At 48.6% G+C, this 15315-nt stretch carries 16 protein-coding genes and 1 pseudogene; 4 read left to right on the top strand and 13 right to left on the bottom strand.

The genetic code is table 11. From position 1 onward, the window contains the following. Positions 1-7: 7 nt before the first annotated feature. A complete protein-coding gene (locus tag CFI10_RS13795) occupies positions 8-565 on the bottom strand; it encodes a DUF1285 domain-containing protein (protein WP_206835400.1) in 558 nt (185 codons plus the stop codon). A gap of 102 nt (positions 566-667) precedes the next feature. On the opposite strand from CFI10_RS13795, the gene CFI10_RS13800 reads away from it, so the two are divergent. Continuing rightward, entirely contained in the window at positions 668-1633 is a 966-nt protein-coding gene (locus CFI10_RS13800; RefSeq protein WP_206835402.1) for a methylenetetrahydrofolate reductase, read from the top strand. Positions 1634-1643: 10 nt separating this feature from the next. Here CFI10_RS13800 and CFI10_RS13805 read toward each other — a convergent pair whose 3' ends face one another. The 6 genes from CFI10_RS13805 to CFI10_RS13830 form a co-directional block, all read right to left on the bottom strand. Beyond that, entirely contained in the window at positions 1644-2414 is a 771-nt protein-coding gene (locus CFI10_RS13805; RefSeq protein WP_206835404.1) for an aspartyl protease family protein, read from the bottom strand. A gap of 18 nt (positions 2415-2432) precedes the next feature. Continuing rightward, positions 2433-2807: a translation initiation factor Sui1 gene (locus CFI10_RS13810; protein WP_206835406.1), complete on the bottom strand. Its 375-nt coding sequence runs from the start codon at positions 2805-2807 to the stop codon at positions 2433-2435. Positions 2808-2872: 65 nt separating this feature from the next. Continuing rightward, positions 2873-4195: a deoxyguanosinetriphosphate triphosphohydrolase gene (locus tag CFI10_RS13815; RefSeq protein WP_425270453.1), complete on the bottom strand. Its 1323-nt coding sequence runs from the start codon at positions 4193-4195 to the stop codon at positions 2873-2875. A gap of 26 nt (positions 4196-4221) precedes the next feature. Then, positions 4222-5673 carry an apolipoprotein N-acyltransferase gene (lnt, locus tag CFI10_RS13820; RefSeq protein ID WP_206835408.1) on the bottom strand — a complete coding sequence of 484 codons (1452 nt, stop codon included), beginning with the start codon at positions 5671-5673 and terminating at the stop codon, positions 4222-4224. A gap of 2 nt (positions 5674-5675) precedes the next feature. Further along, a complete protein-coding gene (locus CFI10_RS13825; RefSeq protein WP_277987729.1) occupies positions 5676-6077 on the bottom strand; it encodes a type IV pilin protein in 402 nt (133 codons plus the stop codon). 4 nt (positions 6078-6081) lie between these two features. Continuing rightward, positions 6082-9012 carry a pilus assembly protein gene (locus tag CFI10_RS13830; RefSeq protein ID WP_206835410.1) on the bottom strand — a complete coding sequence of 977 codons (2931 nt, stop codon included), beginning with the start codon at positions 9010-9012 and terminating at the stop codon, positions 6082-6084. Between CFI10_RS13830 and tnpC the strand changes: the two genes are divergently transcribed. Then, the gene (gene tnpC, locus CFI10_RS13835) at positions 8962-10404 is read left to right on the top strand and encodes an IS66 family transposase (protein ID WP_206834310.1); all 1443 of its coding nucleotides are present in this window, start codon (positions 8962-8964) and stop codon (positions 10402-10404) included. The genes CFI10_RS13830 and tnpC overlap by 51 nt on opposite strands. An 18-nt stretch (positions 10405-10422) precedes the next feature. On the opposite strand, the gene CFI10_RS13840 is transcribed toward tnpC, so the two are convergent. From CFI10_RS13840 to CFI10_RS13865, 6 genes are all read right to left on the bottom strand, one after another. Then, positions 10423-11082, bottom strand: a complete 660-nt coding sequence (locus tag CFI10_RS13840; RefSeq protein ID WP_206835412.1) for a hypothetical protein — start codon at positions 11080-11082, stop codon at positions 10423-10425. A 10-nt stretch (positions 11083-11092) separates the two neighbouring features. Next, positions 11093-11734, bottom strand: coding sequence for a pilus assembly PilX family protein (locus tag CFI10_RS13845; RefSeq protein WP_206835416.1), 642 nt, complete (start codon positions 11732-11734; stop codon positions 11093-11095). Next, positions 11731-12762: a PilW family protein gene (locus CFI10_RS13850; protein ID WP_206835419.1), complete on the bottom strand. Its 1032-nt coding sequence runs from the start codon at positions 12760-12762 to the stop codon at positions 11731-11733. The genes CFI10_RS13845 and CFI10_RS13850 overlap by 4 nt, the downstream gene beginning before the upstream one ends. Continuing rightward, positions 12759-13235 (bottom strand): type IV pilus modification protein PilV, encoded by a 477-nt coding sequence (gene pilV / locus CFI10_RS13855; protein WP_206835423.1) that lies wholly within the window; start codon positions 13233-13235, stop codon positions 12759-12761. The genes CFI10_RS13850 and pilV overlap by 4 nt, the downstream gene beginning before the upstream one ends. Then, on the bottom strand, positions 13232-13717 hold the full coding sequence (locus tag CFI10_RS13860) for a GspH/FimT family pseudopilin (protein ID WP_206842161.1): 486 nt from the start codon (positions 13715-13717) through the stop codon (positions 13232-13234). Before CFI10_RS13860 ends, pilV begins: the two co-directional genes overlap by 4 nt. Before the next feature lie 285 nt (positions 13718-14002). Continuing rightward, positions 14003-14257, bottom strand: a complete 255-nt coding sequence (locus CFI10_RS13865) for a hypothetical protein (RefSeq protein ID WP_206835426.1) — start codon at positions 14255-14257, stop codon at positions 14003-14005. A gap of 113 nt (positions 14258-14370) precedes the next feature. Between CFI10_RS13865 and CFI10_RS13870 the strand changes: the two genes are divergently transcribed. After that, the gene (locus CFI10_RS13870; protein ID WP_425270454.1) at positions 14371-14712 is read left to right on the top strand and encodes an IS66 family transposase; all 342 of its coding nucleotides are present in this window, start codon (positions 14371-14373) and stop codon (positions 14710-14712) included. Beyond that, positions 14708-15189 (top strand): annotated as a pseudogene (locus CFI10_RS13875) (IS3 family transposase); the annotation flags it as partial. The gene CFI10_RS13870 and the pseudogene CFI10_RS13875, both read left to right, overlap by 5 nt. Positions 15190-15315 lie beyond the last annotated feature (126 nt).

Raw genomic sequence — 15315 nt, forward strand, 5'->3', positions numbered from 1 at the left:
CAGTGGGCTACAGGCGCCCCAGACTGAATATCTCGCCGGCACTGTCCACCACCAACTCAGTACCGCGCGAGGTCTCCACCATACGAGCCAATTCCACCAACTGGTAGAACAGATTGCGTGACAGCTTGCCTTCCATACCGAAGCGAATCATCAGATAGGGTGAAGGCTTGCCGCTTTTTGAATCGGTCTTGACCCGTATCGGGTGTTCGGCATCAGCCCGCACCCGGTCGCCGGTTGAGGTGATAAAGATCAGCTCCAGCCCTTTCTTACCCGTTTGATGCTCCACCTGAGTTACAAAAAAGGGCACGTCATCCACCTGAATGCCGACCTTCTCGACCGGTGTCTTCAGAAAATACTTGTCCCCTTCCCGCCAGAGCACACGTGCAAACATTCTGATCATCGCCTCGCGCCCAATAGGCGAGCCCTCGTAAAACCAGCGCCCATCCGCCGCGATTCGCATATCAATATCCCCACAGAACGCAGGGTTCCACTTTTCCAGCGGTGGGATCTCAGCCTCGCCTTTCAGTTGCTGGCCCAGCTGTGCGGGGTCAAACGTTGTACTCATGAAGATGCCTCACAGAGTCTGCAGAAGATTTCATCATCCTCTTCACTAAAATGAATATAATTCACAAAACAATCAAGACCAACCGGATAATGGAAAGCCACCATGAGCGATACCCTGCAACATAAATTTGCCGACCCTCACCGCAGCGTCTGTTTTGTGGGCACCACCCCACCCAAGGCCAGCACCGAGGAGATGCAGATGCAGGAGATCGCCGAACGCCTGCTGGCCAGGTTGGACACACTGGAGTATGACGGCCTGATCGTCTACGACATCCAGGACGAGAGCAGCCGCATTGACACGCCGCGCCCCTTTCCCTACATGGAAACCCGCGACCCGCGTGACTATTCGCGTCTGCTCAGCCAGAAAAGCGGCAAACCGATCATCACCTACAAAAGCGTTGCCCAACGTGATCGCGCCGATTTTGAACACTGGCTGGAACAAAGCTGGAATGAGTACGGTGTGCGCAACCTGGTACTGGTGGGCAGCCCCTCATCTGAAGGCGACATCAAGCTGTCATTGAGTGAGGCCTATACCACCCTGCAGGAACACCAGCATCCGTTTCATCTGGGTGGTGTGACCATTGCCGAACGCCACTCGGTAAAGGGCAACGAACATGAACGCCTGCTGGGCAAGATGGGTAACGGCTGTGAGTTTTTCGTGTCGCAGGCAGTATACAATGCACAGGCCACCATCGACCTGCTCACCTCCTATGCCCGCAGCTGCAAGGAAAAGGGCCTGACACCACAGCGCATCATTCTGACATTCACTCCCTGCGGTAGTGCCAAGACGCTGGAGTTCATGCAGTGGCTGGGCATTTCAGTACCCGAGGCCACCCGCTACCGCATTCTGGATGCGGAAAAGCCGCTGGCAGAATCGATTCGCATCTGCCAGAACAATCTGGAACAGATTCTGGATGCCTGTCTGCCACTGGGCCTGCCACTAGGGTTAAACATTGAAAGCCTGACCAACCGCAAGACCGAAATCGATGCCTCAATCCAGCTGTATCAGCTGCTCAAGGCAACGCTCGATCTGAGACTGGCAGAACGACAACTCTGCCATAACCTGTAACAGGCCGAGTTCACCTCTGCTTTGATGATCCATTCAACGCATCATTTCTAGCAGCCTGGACCCTCTGAATGAGGGCTTCAAGCTGCTGAATATCTCCAGCGGCTTTGTCATAATCACTTTTCTGCCAAACAATCCTGCTATTCTCAAAGTCAACGTCAAACTCAATTCCCCGAAGAAAATCCATACCCAGCAGGCCATCAAATCTTGAGCCAGCATCATGATTGTGAATAACACTCAACATGGTATTCTCTGGCTTATAGGGGCCAACTTCCATACGGCTGAAAGCAACGTCACGGGTATCAATAACTCCACCACCTGCTACACGAGCCTGACTGCCTGATCGCTTTACAATAGACAAATCAGCAATCGCATCATCATGAAGCACTGTTCTAGAAGCACCAGTGTCCAGTAATAGATTAACCCGAATCATTTGGTTGCCATAATACAAGCGCACAGGAACAAACACCGAGTTACCCTGAATTAATACAGGAGTTACAAGGCTATCCATAAAACTTTTCAATTCACCTATTTGTTGATGTGCGAGGCCTTCATTAAAGGCTTCATCTACCTGACCTTCAACCGATTGGAGATCGATACTTATAGGTTTAGTACGAGCTTCAACCGAACCTATGGTTTGAACTTGCTCACGATATCGTTGTGGAATTTCACTTTTTCGATCCACATAAACCTTCCGCCCTCTCTCATCAACATAATGATATACGTCACCAAATGCGGGTTGAAAACTGACTATCAAACTAGCGAATACCCAATAAGATTTCATCCTGCTCCCCACATTGCCTCAACCACCAGCAGCTTTGACCTTATAGCCCTCAGCTTCCAGCGCCGCTTTCAACGTTTCACGATGATCTCCCTGAATCTCGATCACCCCCTCTTTCACTGCGCCGCCGGTACCGCAACGCTGCTTTAGCTTTTTCGCCAGCGTTTTCAGCTCTGCACTCGACAACGGCACACCCGTGATGGTGGTCACACCTTTGCCCTTGCGGCCGCTGGTCTCGCGCCGAATGCGTACCACACCATCCAGTGCCGCCAGTCGCTCAGCCTCACTCAGATCATCGCACTTGCACTGCGCTTCCGGCTCGCCACAGGCAGGGCAATGTCGACCGCTTTCAGTTGAATATACCAGCCCACTGGGCTGGTCACGTAGACTTGCCATACTGTTTCACATAATCCTGAGCGTTATATGAAGTAAGAATCAAAGAACCGCGTTACATTATGGACCTAAAGCCCCACACCACCAATCTGGCGTGCCAGGTAGCTGGCGTAGTTATCGGTCATACCGGAGATAAAATCCAGCGCACGGCGGTAGCTGTCATACAGGGACCAGTCCGCTGCAGGGGCATGAATACCCATCAGGCTGATGATCTTCTGGCTGCGATAGCCCAGCCCTCCGCGGCCCTTGCAGTACTGCTCATACACCGCATCCATGAACGCCTCCAGCAGAATACCCAACGTGGTGTAAGCACCCACTTCCAGCTCAGCCTTGCGAGTATCGGGAAATACCCGTTCACGGGCAACGCACTTGGCCGTATTGATGCCTTCACGCACCATCGGGTCGCCGTCCAGCAGAAGCTCGCCCGTGTAAGTGCCCGCCATGATTGCCGAATACTGGCGCGCAAACACCTGCACCACCGAGTTGACCATGTTTTCCATCGCCTTGCCGCGCAAGGCCGAAATTTTGCGCCGGGCCGAAGCGTGAGATGCAAAAATCTTATCATCAAACTCAAGATCACCGCACAACTGCAGCAAAATCTGTTTTACATCCTCAAAGCTCAGGATGTGCAACTCGATGGCGTCCTCAAGATCCAGAATGGCATAGCAGATATCATCCGCAGCCTCCAGCACATAGGCAAGAGGATGACGGCACCAACGCCCGTCAACTTGAAGCACCAGCCCAAGATCACGCCCCAGTGCATTCAGAATATCGCGCTCTGAACAGAACGCACTGAACTTGCCGCGCGGTCCTGCATGTTCAACCCCCCAAGGGTATTTCAGCAACGTTCCCAGTGTCGGAAATGTCAGGCGCAAGCCGCCATCAAACAGATGGTTCTCAATGCGGGTTACCACCCGAAAACCCTGGGCATTGCCCTCGAACACTTGCAAGTCCATCAGTTCCAGCTCAGACAGTGGCTCCAGGCGCACATCATCCTGATGGTGACTGAACCAGTCACGAATGGCATACTCGCCGGCATGCCCAAAAGGTGGGTTACCTATATCGTGTGCCAAACATGCCGACTGGACAATCATGCCCAGGTCATGTGGTGTGACCCAAGGCGGCAACTCATCTACAATCAGCTCACCCACACGAATACCGAGGCTGCGCCCCACACTGCCGACTTCCATCGAATGAGTCAGGCGGGTGTGGATATGATCATTGAGGGCAAAGGGGTGAACCTGAGTCTTGCGTCCGAGCCTGCGAAACGCACTAGAGAAGATGATGCGATCGTGGTCCTTATGGAAATGCGAACGTCCAACTTCGTCAGGTTCTACTTCAGTATGGCCATAGCGCTGTGTTGATAATAAGTGACACCAATTCACTATCAAAAACCCCAAAGAATCATATCATCACTTCACTCTAACTTAAAAAACCATATAATAAAAACAAAAAAAACCAAAACCAATAATATATTTAAAAAACCAAAAGTACTATACAGATTATTATCTCTATATAAATGAATATCAGCCATCAAAGCCCCGGGGTGATCTCTGCCAAGTGAGGCATATATATTACCATTTGGCTCTATAAAAGCAGAAACACCATCGTTAGCCGATCTAATGATCCATCGACCTGACTCAAGTGCTCTCGCCCGGGCAATTTGTAAATGCTGATATGGCTCGATTGTATTATTAAACCACCCATCATTTACAACATTAACGATCAGATCTGACTCAGAGTAAGCATCATGTGAATAAATTGTAAATGCAATTTCATAACAAATAAAAGGAGCAATATTTAATCCAGCAACATTGAAATATTCGATATTAGTATCGGACTTTCTAAAATCGTTATTAAAACCAAAACTTTTTAACCAATTTTTAATTAATTGATTCTTTGGTTTTTTTTCAAATATTTCAATTAATTTGACTTTATGATAAACACTATCACCCATAGAAAACAGTCCAATACTATTGTGAGAGACAGTCTCAAAGCCAACATTACCTCTGTATACAAAACCACTTAAAAGCGCGGTTCTATTTGAATTAAGAGTTTTCCTAAAAGGATCCATTAAACTCCTGACTTTCCCATAACGAGGTAAAGCCGTTTCAGGCCAAACGATAATATCAAAACCTATAAACTCCTCTGACCGCATAATTAGATCATGAGTTCTTTCATAAAACCTATTATCGTCCTTCTCATCACTCAAAATACCCGGCTGTATCATAGCAACTTTTATTTTCTGATCATAATAAATTCTCGAAATACTCAGCTCCGAAACACTGTATATAATAATAAAAATCATTCCTGCCCATGCGGCCTGAACTATATTTCCATGAACTAGGCAATTAATTGTAAAGACCGAAAAAACCACCAAAAAAACACTTACACCCCACACTCCCAAAAATCCAAGAAGTGAACTGAACGGACTATCAACCCATGAAAAACCTATGCTCAACCATGGAAACCCACTAAAAATGAACTCTCGTGACAACTCTATCCCACCCCATGCCAGACCAAATAGAATAGGATAAAACCTGAATAACCTTGACAATACCGAGTAGATGTAACCAAAAAAAGAGAAGTGTAATACTAATACAGCAATAAATAGAGTAAATAATAACAATGAAATAAAATTACTATTTGATTTTTTTATAAGTGGGATAAATATCCAATGAGCACCGGATAAATAAAATGAAACTGAGAATAGACCAAAAAACAAAACCACAACTCGAGTGGCGGTATCACGAGTCACGAAATAAAGAACAACGGGGCCAACAAGTGATAAAAGAAACAGATTAAAAGGAGAAAAAGCCAGAGCTGTTGAGGCTCCGGCCACAATAACAAACAGTGATTTATAAAACACATCTACCACTGACAGCCTGAAGTTGTAGGAGTCGTTTGACCTGCTTGGTTAAGCGACAATGTACCACACGCGTCACCTGATTGAGCACCGACGGGTACAGCTTGAATATTATATGTAGTCTGCGTAGGTTGCCCTTGAGCAAACTGGAATGAATAGAATAACTGTAAGTCATTGTCACAAGATGTTTCATTTAAAGGTAATGCTACAGAATAAGAAAACGTCCGCGCATAAGCTTGCTCCATATACTGTGCAAGCTCAGAAAGGCAACTTGTTGCAGATTTACGTCGTCCGCTTTCGACATACTGCAAATAGGCAGGATATGCTATAGATGCAAGAATACCTATAATCAGAACTGCTATCAGAACCTCAATTAGCGTGAAACCCGCCGCTCTATACTTCATCATTCACTCAGCCTCCTGTCATTTCACGCCAAAGTATTCTTTCAATTGTTAGACCTGATCCTCCACTAATTATAATAGAAGTCTCACCTATTTGAGTGTTCTCCTGCTGAACAATCACCGAGCCATTCACAATAACAGGAACTGATGGAATAGCACCGAATGAAATCCCGCTACCAAAGCTGTCCCCGTATTTATCTTCAGATCCATACTGACCATCACCGCTATAATCAAAGAAGAAATCCTCTAGACCAGCCCCAGTAAATGCATCTATCGACATCAAATAACCTGTACCACCAGGCTGACACGGGTCAGCAACTGGCAGCAAAGTTGAGCCCAGTAATACATTTCCGACAATTCGGTTCTGGAACACCATACGCTCCCCCTGATTGTTACCGCCTACAACCAGATCCATGAACCAACCTTGCTTACCCGCCATATCTCCAGAGGAAGCTGAAGAGACAGTTCGCGCATCGAAACCTGCTATTTCAATCTCGGCAGTGATCGTACGCTCTTTAAGATCAGACCTATCAAGAACTACACCTGCTCCTGGATCTTTGAAACCATACCAAGTTTGCACGCCAGTATTACCGATATCATCTTCACTCAAAAAGCGGCCAGTACCAACAAAAATCCAAGTATAAGAAGTATCAGGTTGCTTTGTAACAAAAACAGGAGCAGTTATAGCCTGATAGCCGTCAAATACCTTCCTGCTCGTTACAGAGCTGGAAGAGATATCGATTGCCCACACATCGCCCTGATAGTCTGCAGCATAAACCAAGTCGAATGCACCACTTTGATCTGAATCCCACGCAAAAGGACTACCGAGCCCATTCGGATTGGCCGCTGAGCCACTTGCTATTGTTGTAGAGGTAAGCACACCAGTTGAAAGATCTATTTTAAGTAGTTTTGCATCGTGGCTACTACTATTGTAGCCATTACCTAACAAAACAACCCAGCTTCCATCCTCAAGACGCGTGATTGTTGGTTTTCCAATAATTTTACCAATATCAGTATATGATGAACCGTCATATTCATAAAGCACCTGTGGTGATGTTGGGTCTGTAACATCAAGAACGAATATACCTTCACCACCGCGACCAAGTGTACCGACAAGCACTGTCTTCCAACTACCTGCTACATACACCTCTGCAGCAGTTAAATCACCATCTATAAAGTATCGATGCACATAATCAGGGTCGCTCAAAACACCAATATCATCTAATAAAAATGAGGGAATATATGCAAAGACCTCTTCACCTGCCTCTGGTCCATTACCCGTATAAAAAGCATGCAGCATACCATCATTCGCACCCGTATAAATAACCTCAGCTCTTGAGCCAGCATCGCCTTCAGCAAAACTTTCGTAGCTTGACAACTCACTCCAGTTAAAGGTTTTAAACTTATCAGGATTTACTTTAGGTATAAAAACAGGGCTTGAGTTAATAATCCCACCTAAGACTGACCCACCTCTAAAACGATATGGACGATTTTCGTTTGTATCCACTAAAGATATCCGCTCTTTAGTTCTGTCGCCTCTCAAGTAATCCAGCACTTCTTCCGTAACACCGGATGAGGATAGAAGTGAACGCAGAGTGTCACTCAACCCATCCCATTTTACCTCTATGGTAGCACCATCAGAATCTCGCCGTGTCAGTATTTTCCTTTCAGTATGAGCGGGAAAACTTGATTCCCATATGACATTTTCTAACCCACCATCCGCATTTACCGAGTAGGCCTTAAGGTAACCATCCCATGTAACTGACGTATAACCACTAGCATAAACAAAATCTCCAGCCCCTGTTGTTGAGGATGCCAAACTTGTTCCACTACCAGGCCTCTCCTTAATACTGGCGATAATTGCGTCCAAACCTTCCACAAATTCTTGAGGGTTTTGGGACGAAAAGTAATTGCCTCTGCTATTTACAGCAGCATGCAGAAGATCATCAATGCGTTGCCAGCCATCATTTGATGACGGCATCGGATTAGGCCAGTTCACATCATCCTGTAACGCTTCGCAATCAGCAGTTTGGCCACAGGAATTCAGCACCTGCAATGCTTCTTCTTTGAGGCCAGGCGTACCGCCCACACCAAAGCTTAAGCCCAAAGTCACCATGTGTTGCCAATTTGCCGGTGAAGCAGGAACATCATTTCTCAAGTTACTTCTTAGGTCTCGCCTCCAATAATAGTAAGCAACGTCGGCAAGTGTGACTTCTCTAGTATCACTATCATAGTCTCCAATATCTCCATTAGGGGATCCGCCAGACCAATAACCATCGGTCATCATAACTGTGAAATTTTGCCTACAAGACAATAAATCACTACTGGAGGAAGAAGGATTTATACGCCAAGGTTCATCATTATTTTCGTAGTAATTACCGGCTCGTTCAAGAGCTTGTCTTAGTGGTGTACCTCCATTCGGACTGAGATCAGCCAGCCACGAGTAAAAATTATCAGCACGCGATGAAAAAGGTCTGACACCATAGATGGTATTACTATTGATAGATCCATAGCCTAAACGATAGGTTGGTGGTAGCTTACTAAAAGCCTCACTAACGCCTGCTTTACTGACATGCACTCGCGTACGATAAAAAGAAAACCAGTTGGCAAAATTTTGTTCTTGTGCAGAAGTGTAACTATTCAGCTCAAGTTCCTGCAAAAAGTTCTTGACAGGTTTTTTGTCAAAATATCTCCCAGTCCAGTGACAGTCGGTATTTCGCTTTAAAGCCTGCCTCAAGGTGCCGTACCGCCACTCTGTGGCGTCTGGCGGAGCTCTATGTCTCGGAGCGTGGGAGCAATGTAAAAGTTGCTCAGATCCGCACACAAAGCGAAAAATTTGACCTGAAAAAGTCGTGCGATAATAGGCCATCAATCGACGATACTCAGGCTCATGAAGATCAGCAATATGGATGTCGACGCCATCTTGGCGAACGTCAGACAACAGCTCCAGGACGACAAGACACTCTCGCCATCTCTGCGCGCAGCCATTGAGATGATGATGGTGCTGATCCAGATGATGACCGGCCGGCTCAACACGAACAGTACCAACAGCAGTACGCCGCCCTCCCAGGATCCGAACCGGCCCAAGAAGAGCCGCAGTAAAGGTGAGCGTAAACCGGGCGGACAGCCTGGCCGTATTGGCAAGACGCTGCAACGGGTCGAGGAGCCGGATGCGATCAAGACCGTGAAGGTCGACCGGCGCACCCTGCCTAAGGGCAGCGCATTCCGCGTGGTCGGCTATGAAAAGCGTCAGGTCTTCGATCTGGATATCAGCCGCTTCGTGACCGAGTACCAGGCCGAGATCCTGGAGAACGAACAGGGGCAACGCGTCACAGCGCCATTCCCGGCCGGTGTTGATCGTCCGGTGCAGTATGGTCCCCGCTTGAAAGCGCATGCGGTGTATCTGTCGCAGTACCAGCTGCTGCCCTACGAACGTGTCCGCGAATACTTTGAGGATCAGGTTGGTATCCCGCTCAGCGCAGGGTCGCTGTTCAACTTCAACCAAGACGCTTTCGACAAAGCTGAGGGCTTCGAGCACTGGGTTAAGGACCGTCTGGCCGAGTCGGTGCTGATTCACGCCGATGAAACCAGCATCAACATCGGTGGCCAACGCCGCTGGCTGCATTGCGCCTCGAATGATGACCTGACCTGGCTGGCGCCCCATGCTCACCGGGGTCACGAGGCGATGGAGGCCATCGGTATCCTGCCGCGCTTCCACGGCGTGCTTTGTCATGACCACTGGAAACCGTACTACCGCTATCAGTGCCGGCATGCGCTCTGTAATGCCCACCATCTGCGCGAGCTTCAGCGCGCCTGGGAGCAGGACAAACAGACCTGGGCGCAGCGCATGCAAACCCTGTTGTGCACCATGGAGGATGCCGTTAAGAGTGCGGGCGGCAGCCTGCCGCCTGAAAAGGCAGAAGGGTGGCGAAAGGCCTACCGGCAATGCCTCAAAAAAGCGGAAGACGAGTGTCCGCCACCGGATGAAAACCAACGGCAGGGCAAGCGTGGTCGGCTCAAACGCTCTCGGGCGCGCAACCTGCTGGAGCGGTTGCGCGACTATGAGGCAGATGTTTTGCGCTTTCTGGACGATCCGGCGGTCCCCTTTACGAACAACCAAGGCGAGCGTGATATCCGTATGCTCAAGGTGCAGCAGAAGATCTCTGGCTGCTTCCGCTCGATGGATGGGGCACAGATCTTCTGTCGTGTGCGCAGCTATCTGTCGACGGCGCGCAAGCAAAACCTGAGTGGTTCCGAGGCGTTGACACTGTTGTTCGAAGGACGTTTGCCGACCTTCATGGCAGCGCCAAGCGATAATCCGAAAACTTTTTAAATCAAGCCAACTGAATAGTTACGCAGAAGTTACATATCTTAGCGTATAGCAGTCACTATCTTCGTAGTCATCATCTGATAGAGATGTTGAGCAGTTATCTGTATCGTATTCATAATAAAAGGCCCTACGATTACCGTTCAGTCGGGAAGCTGTCACCAAGAACCCATCAGAACTATAGTAAAAATCATCCATCAAGGCTCGATAGCTTGTTGCAAGATTCAAGCGTGTTCCCGATTGAGCATATCCATCAAAATACGCGTTTGTGAAGGTTGCATTTGGGTAGCGCACAATGGTGACATCACCAGCTGAATTAAAGCTTATCTCTTTTACAGGTGGTTGATATGTTTGGTTAGGGTCAAAATAAATTTTATTTATTGAGCTGGATACAAAAAATGGATTGCTACTGGCTGTGCAATTTTGCCGATCCTCGCCATAGAAAGATACCTCACCACTACAGCTCCGATCGCTTGCCAACTCATCAGGTACAAAACCCCACCTCATAGAGCCTGAGTCGTCCTGCATATAAAGTAAATTAGGCTCGAGAGGATCCGTAACTGTCAAAGGTCTTTGATCAATAACAACTTCTGCCGCTGAGATTGAACTTAGCATCGAAAGAAGCAACACTTTGAGGATTCTGGACTGATGCTTTATGTCTACTCGCAGGGTTGAAGGGTTCATCGCGATCACCTCAGGAAAAAGTTCTTTTGACCACAGACTGTAATTTCACTCTTGCACGATCAGGCTGATCAACAGTCACGGTTACTCGGAGATACATGGAGGATACATTGGGCGGCTCACATCCTGCTGCTGGATACTGTAAACACTGCCCGCTTTGAGAAGCTGTTGCGTTTCCCGTTTCCACACCTTCACCTATTAACTGTATGATATAGCTAATATCAACATCAGAGGCCAGCAAGCTACTGGATGACGGAACAGTCATATCTTGTAAATAACTATCATCGACATTAAAAGCGCACTGGTTTTCAGTTGAAGACGAGCAATCAACAAACGATTCAAGACCATCAAAATAAGCTCGTTGCTCTGCCAAGCTCATACTTGTGTAAACATATGTACCATCAGTATTCAACGTCCTGCTCAGGGCAATATTTTCTGCAACTTCAAGCGCTGTCTCAGCTGTTTGGAATGCGACTGCCCTGTCGTGAAAGTTTGCCGTCATCCTCTGCTGCATTCCGGTTGAACGGCTGCCTGCCAAACCAATCAGGGTAATTGCCAAAAGAATTATCATAGCCACAAGCAATGCTATACCTTGCTGAGACTGCCAAGTCTTTATATTACTTCTTAGGCAAGAGTGATAACGCTTAGCACTCATGATCTGATCCTGTTACGTAAACTGATAACGTGAGTAAAAGGAACTGGCTCACCATCCTCATTGAAGAAATGGAGTGTCACCTTGATGGCTACAACATCATCAGCCAAGGGCTCTGGCTCAGTTGGCTCTTCATTGGTCTCATCATCACCACCGCCGTCATCACCACCGCCGTCATCTCCACCGCCGTCGTCTCCACCGCCGTCGTCTCCACCGCCGTCATCTCCACCGCCGTCGTCTCCACCGCCGTCATCTCCACCACCGTCATCTCCACCGCCCGGCTGGCCTCCATCATCACCTCCGTCATCATCATCGTCACCGCCACCTCCACCCACACCGCCACCACCACTTGCGGGACCATAACCAGCAACCAGTGTGAGAGGTAAGGTATCACTATTAATGAGACGGGGTGTTAACACATAGGATGAGCTGCCATACCTTAGCCTCTGGATCTCCATGCGTACGACACCGTCCATCACTGGCTCACTAAGTGCATTACCTGCGCTACTCACTCGTGATATAAAGAGACTACGATCCCCTTCGGCACAATTTGCCGCCCCATCTGTACAGCCAACAAACCAAGCAACAGGAAAGAGTGCAATCTCAAAAAGTCCATCGGCAAGACTACAATTTCTTGATAATAAATTGGCAGAATTGGCAAACCCCGGCGCCGATGTGTACATCTGAAGCACATCACTATTTCCCACATCAGCGAACCCTGTCAGATCAGGTGTTAGCTCGTCATCAAGACCATCCCACCAGCCACTCCCTGCACCCGAAAGGTCTGATGTGAAACAACTACTCGGTGCAACCTCTCTAAGCTGACGAGACATTATCTCAAACGCCGCCCGCGCACCTTCTTGAAGCTTAGACAAATTTTCGGTTGTTTCCATTGATCGAGTGTTCACAAGAAAGACACTCAGGACGGCTCCAAGGATTACCAAACCGATCACCATGGCAACCATCAACTCGATAAGCGAAAACCCACTTGTCTTCTTGCCCTTACAACAAAGGCGTTCAGCATTTTTCATAACTGGGCCTCAATCTCAATAGACTGGGTTGCTACATTCCCTTGACCATCAACTCGCTCATTCCACCTGATTTCAATTTGGCAGTAGCGGCTTGCATTGCACTGTATCCGTGCTTGCGCTGAAGGCCCGACCATCGGCATGATAGGTGGTTGAGCATTAAGATTGCCGCGTAACTCATCGAACCATTCATCCAAATCATTGGCCGCCAAACTTCCTCCGGCTGGACCTGAAGAGGCCCAATTGCTTAGCTCGTATCCACCCAAGTCTATCCGATTTGCTCGCATTCGATCCAGAATTGAATAGACGGCCATCACGGCACCACTTTGCTGAACAGCAGCCTGATTATTTTTTAATGAAGCGACTTGCAACTTGGCTATACCAAGCAGCCCTACTGCAACAATTACAACAGCGACCATTACTTCGATCAAAGACACACCCAACTGTGACTTCAAATGTCTGCTTGCTGACATCATGGACAGGCTCCTGTCTCTGTACTTACACGCCCAAGTGTCGTGATACGGATACATCTTTGAGCACCGTCAATCATAATCAATTCAATATTTCTGGCAGCACTAACCATACCGGTTGATGACCAGGTAATGGCACCACCACTATCTGCCGACATTTGCTGCACACCGGATGGTGTCTCCCCCCAAGACCTCATCACCTGACCACCCGTCACCATAAGCCAACCGTTGCTCCAGTCCGCAGCTGCTGAACATTGATTTCCGTTTCGTGGACAGAGAGTAACATCTTGCCCTCGCTGTATTGCCATGGAACGCGCCAACCCTGCCGCACTGAGAAAATCACTCACAGCAGCACGTCGAGCACTGGTAGAAGAATAAGCATCAAAACCCGGTATAGCGATGGCAGCAAGAACCCCCAACACCACTACAGTTACCATGATCTCAACCAGCGTCACACCTGCTTGGCGGATTCTACCAATTTCATACATGGGAGCAGACCTTCTTCGGAAACATCGACAACTCCTTTTGGAAAAGCCACATTGAGTATAGTCCCTAACTCAGATCTTTTATCCAGACAGGATCATAATATCGCTTCAAGTTAAGGCACGTTAAGCCAGCTGAGTGATTCCATGAGCCAAGTCACGGATTGAGGCGACAAAAAGAGTCGAACGACATGAGTTGGTTTTTTGCATGAGCATGAGGAAACCAGGAGCATTCAAGCCCAGCCTATGGGGAGTGAAAGCTCCTGGCAACAGAGAGACATATAAAGAAAGTCAATCAGAACCTGTATAAAAGCCCTTGGGCGAAGATTCCAAAAGGTGCCGATGAGAACCTTTGCGGCCAATACCAAGCTTTACGACCACCATCGGCGACAAGTCTTGAGCATCAATAGGGGTAGCAATGTGGGTGACATCCTTGACCCTGAAGCGATCCTCATTAAACACAATAAACTCACCCACCAGCGGGCGGGCTGCAAGACATACATATACATCTTGGCCATCTTCAAAAAAAAGCTTCGCGTGAACCACGTTACCTCCTTGCACAAGCAGCTTTAGCTCCCCGAAAAAGTATAACACTATGTTCAACAACAATTCCAAGCACTCCGGTACCCGTACGCCTGCTCGATGACTTCAAGGGTGTCCTGCAGGCCGATGGTTACTCCGGTTATGCGCCGATCTGTTCAGCCAATGAGCTGACACGCATCGACTGCTGGAATCATGCCCGCCGCAAGTTCATCGAAGCGACCAAAGCGGCCAAGCCGGCGAGTAAAGGCAAACAGGCCAAGCCGTCCAAAGCGGATGCGGCACTCAGTCACATCAACAAACTGTATGCCATCGAACGTCAGATCAAGGACCTGAGCGTGGCCGAACGCTATCAGATCCGTCAGGCATCGAGCCTGCCTCGACTGGAAGCGTTCAAGACCTGGCTGGACGCTAACGTGGGGCGTGTCATGAAGGGTGGACTCACCCGCAAGGCGTGGTGACATCACCTATGTATGGAGCGGTCAGCAGTGGAGCTATTTGGCAGTCGTGCTGGATCTGTGTGCCCGACGCGTTGTTGGTTGGGCGATGTCATCCAGCCCGGATGCGGACTTGGTTGTCAAAGCGCTGGACCACGCCTGGGAGCAGCGTGGCCAACCAGAGAAAGTCATGTTCCACTCAGACCAGGGAAGCCAGTACGCCAGCCGTAAATTCCGTCAGAGACTCTGGCGCTATCGAATGACGCAAAGCATGAGCCAGCGCGGCAACTGCTGGGATACGCTCCGATGGTAAGGCTGTACCGGAGTCTGAAATCGGAGTGGATACCAGCCTTGGGGTATCAGAACCTGGCCGAGGCCAAGAAAGATGTTGGGGGCTACCTGATGGACTACTACAACCGGCAGCGACCTCACGCATTTAACGACGGCATTTCGCCTGTTGCCGCCGAAGAAAACCTTAAAATACTGTCCGGGATTGGTTAACCACTACAGTGCAAGGGTACACCGTCCAGAACGACACGCGCACGGCGAGGCATAGTATCCCCCATCAAATACGTTTAATGGAAGCATCACGATATCAGGAAATGGAAATGGGGTCTGCCCCCTTTT

It is taken from the genome of Marinobacterium iners (genome assembly GCF_017310015.1).
In the GTDB taxonomy this organism is placed as follows: Bacteria; Pseudomonadota; Gammaproteobacteria; order Pseudomonadales; family Balneatricaceae; genus Marinobacterium; species Marinobacterium iners.

Bases quoted from the DNA above. Each gene is read 5' to 3' on its own strand.
- CFI10_RS13805 (WP_206835404.1), bottom strand. From the start codon at position 2,414: ATGAAATCTTATTGGGTATTCGCTAGTTTGATAGTCAGTTTTCAACCC.
- pilV (WP_206835423.1), bottom strand. From the start codon at position 13,235: ATGATGTCAGCAAGCAGACATTTGAAGTCACAGTTGGGTGTGTCTTTG.
- CFI10_RS13795 (WP_206835400.1), bottom strand. From the start codon at position 565: ATGAGTACAACGTTTGACCCCGCACAGCTGGGCCAGCAACTGAAAGGC.
- CFI10_RS13800 (WP_206835402.1), top strand. From the start codon at position 668: ATGAGCGATACCCTGCAACATAAATTTGCCGACCCTCACCGCAGCGTC.
- CFI10_RS13840 (WP_206835412.1), bottom strand. From the start codon at position 11,082: ATGAACCCTTCAACCCTGCGAGTAGACATAAAGCATCAGTCCAGAATC.
- tnpC (WP_206834310.1), top strand. From the start codon at position 8,962: ATGAAGATCAGCAATATGGATGTCGACGCCATCTTGGCGAACGTCAGA.
- CFI10_RS13850 (WP_206835419.1), bottom strand. From the start codon at position 12,762: ATGAAAAATGCTGAACGCCTTTGTTGTAAGGGCAAGAAGACAAGTGGG.
- CFI10_RS13810 (WP_206835406.1), bottom strand. From the start codon at position 2,807: ATGGCAAGTCTACGTGACCAGCCCAGTGGGCTGGTATATTCAACTGAA.
- CFI10_RS13845 (WP_206835416.1), bottom strand. From the start codon at position 11,734: ATGAGTGCTAAGCGTTATCACTCTTGCCTAAGAAGTAATATAAAGACT.
- CFI10_RS13860 (WP_206842161.1), bottom strand. From the start codon at position 13,717: ATGTATGAAATTGGTAGAATCCGCCAAGCAGGTGTGACGCTGGTTGAG.
- CFI10_RS13825 (WP_277987729.1), bottom strand. From the start codon at position 6,077: ATGATGAAGTATAGAGCGGCGGGTTTCACGCTAATTGAGGTTCTGATA.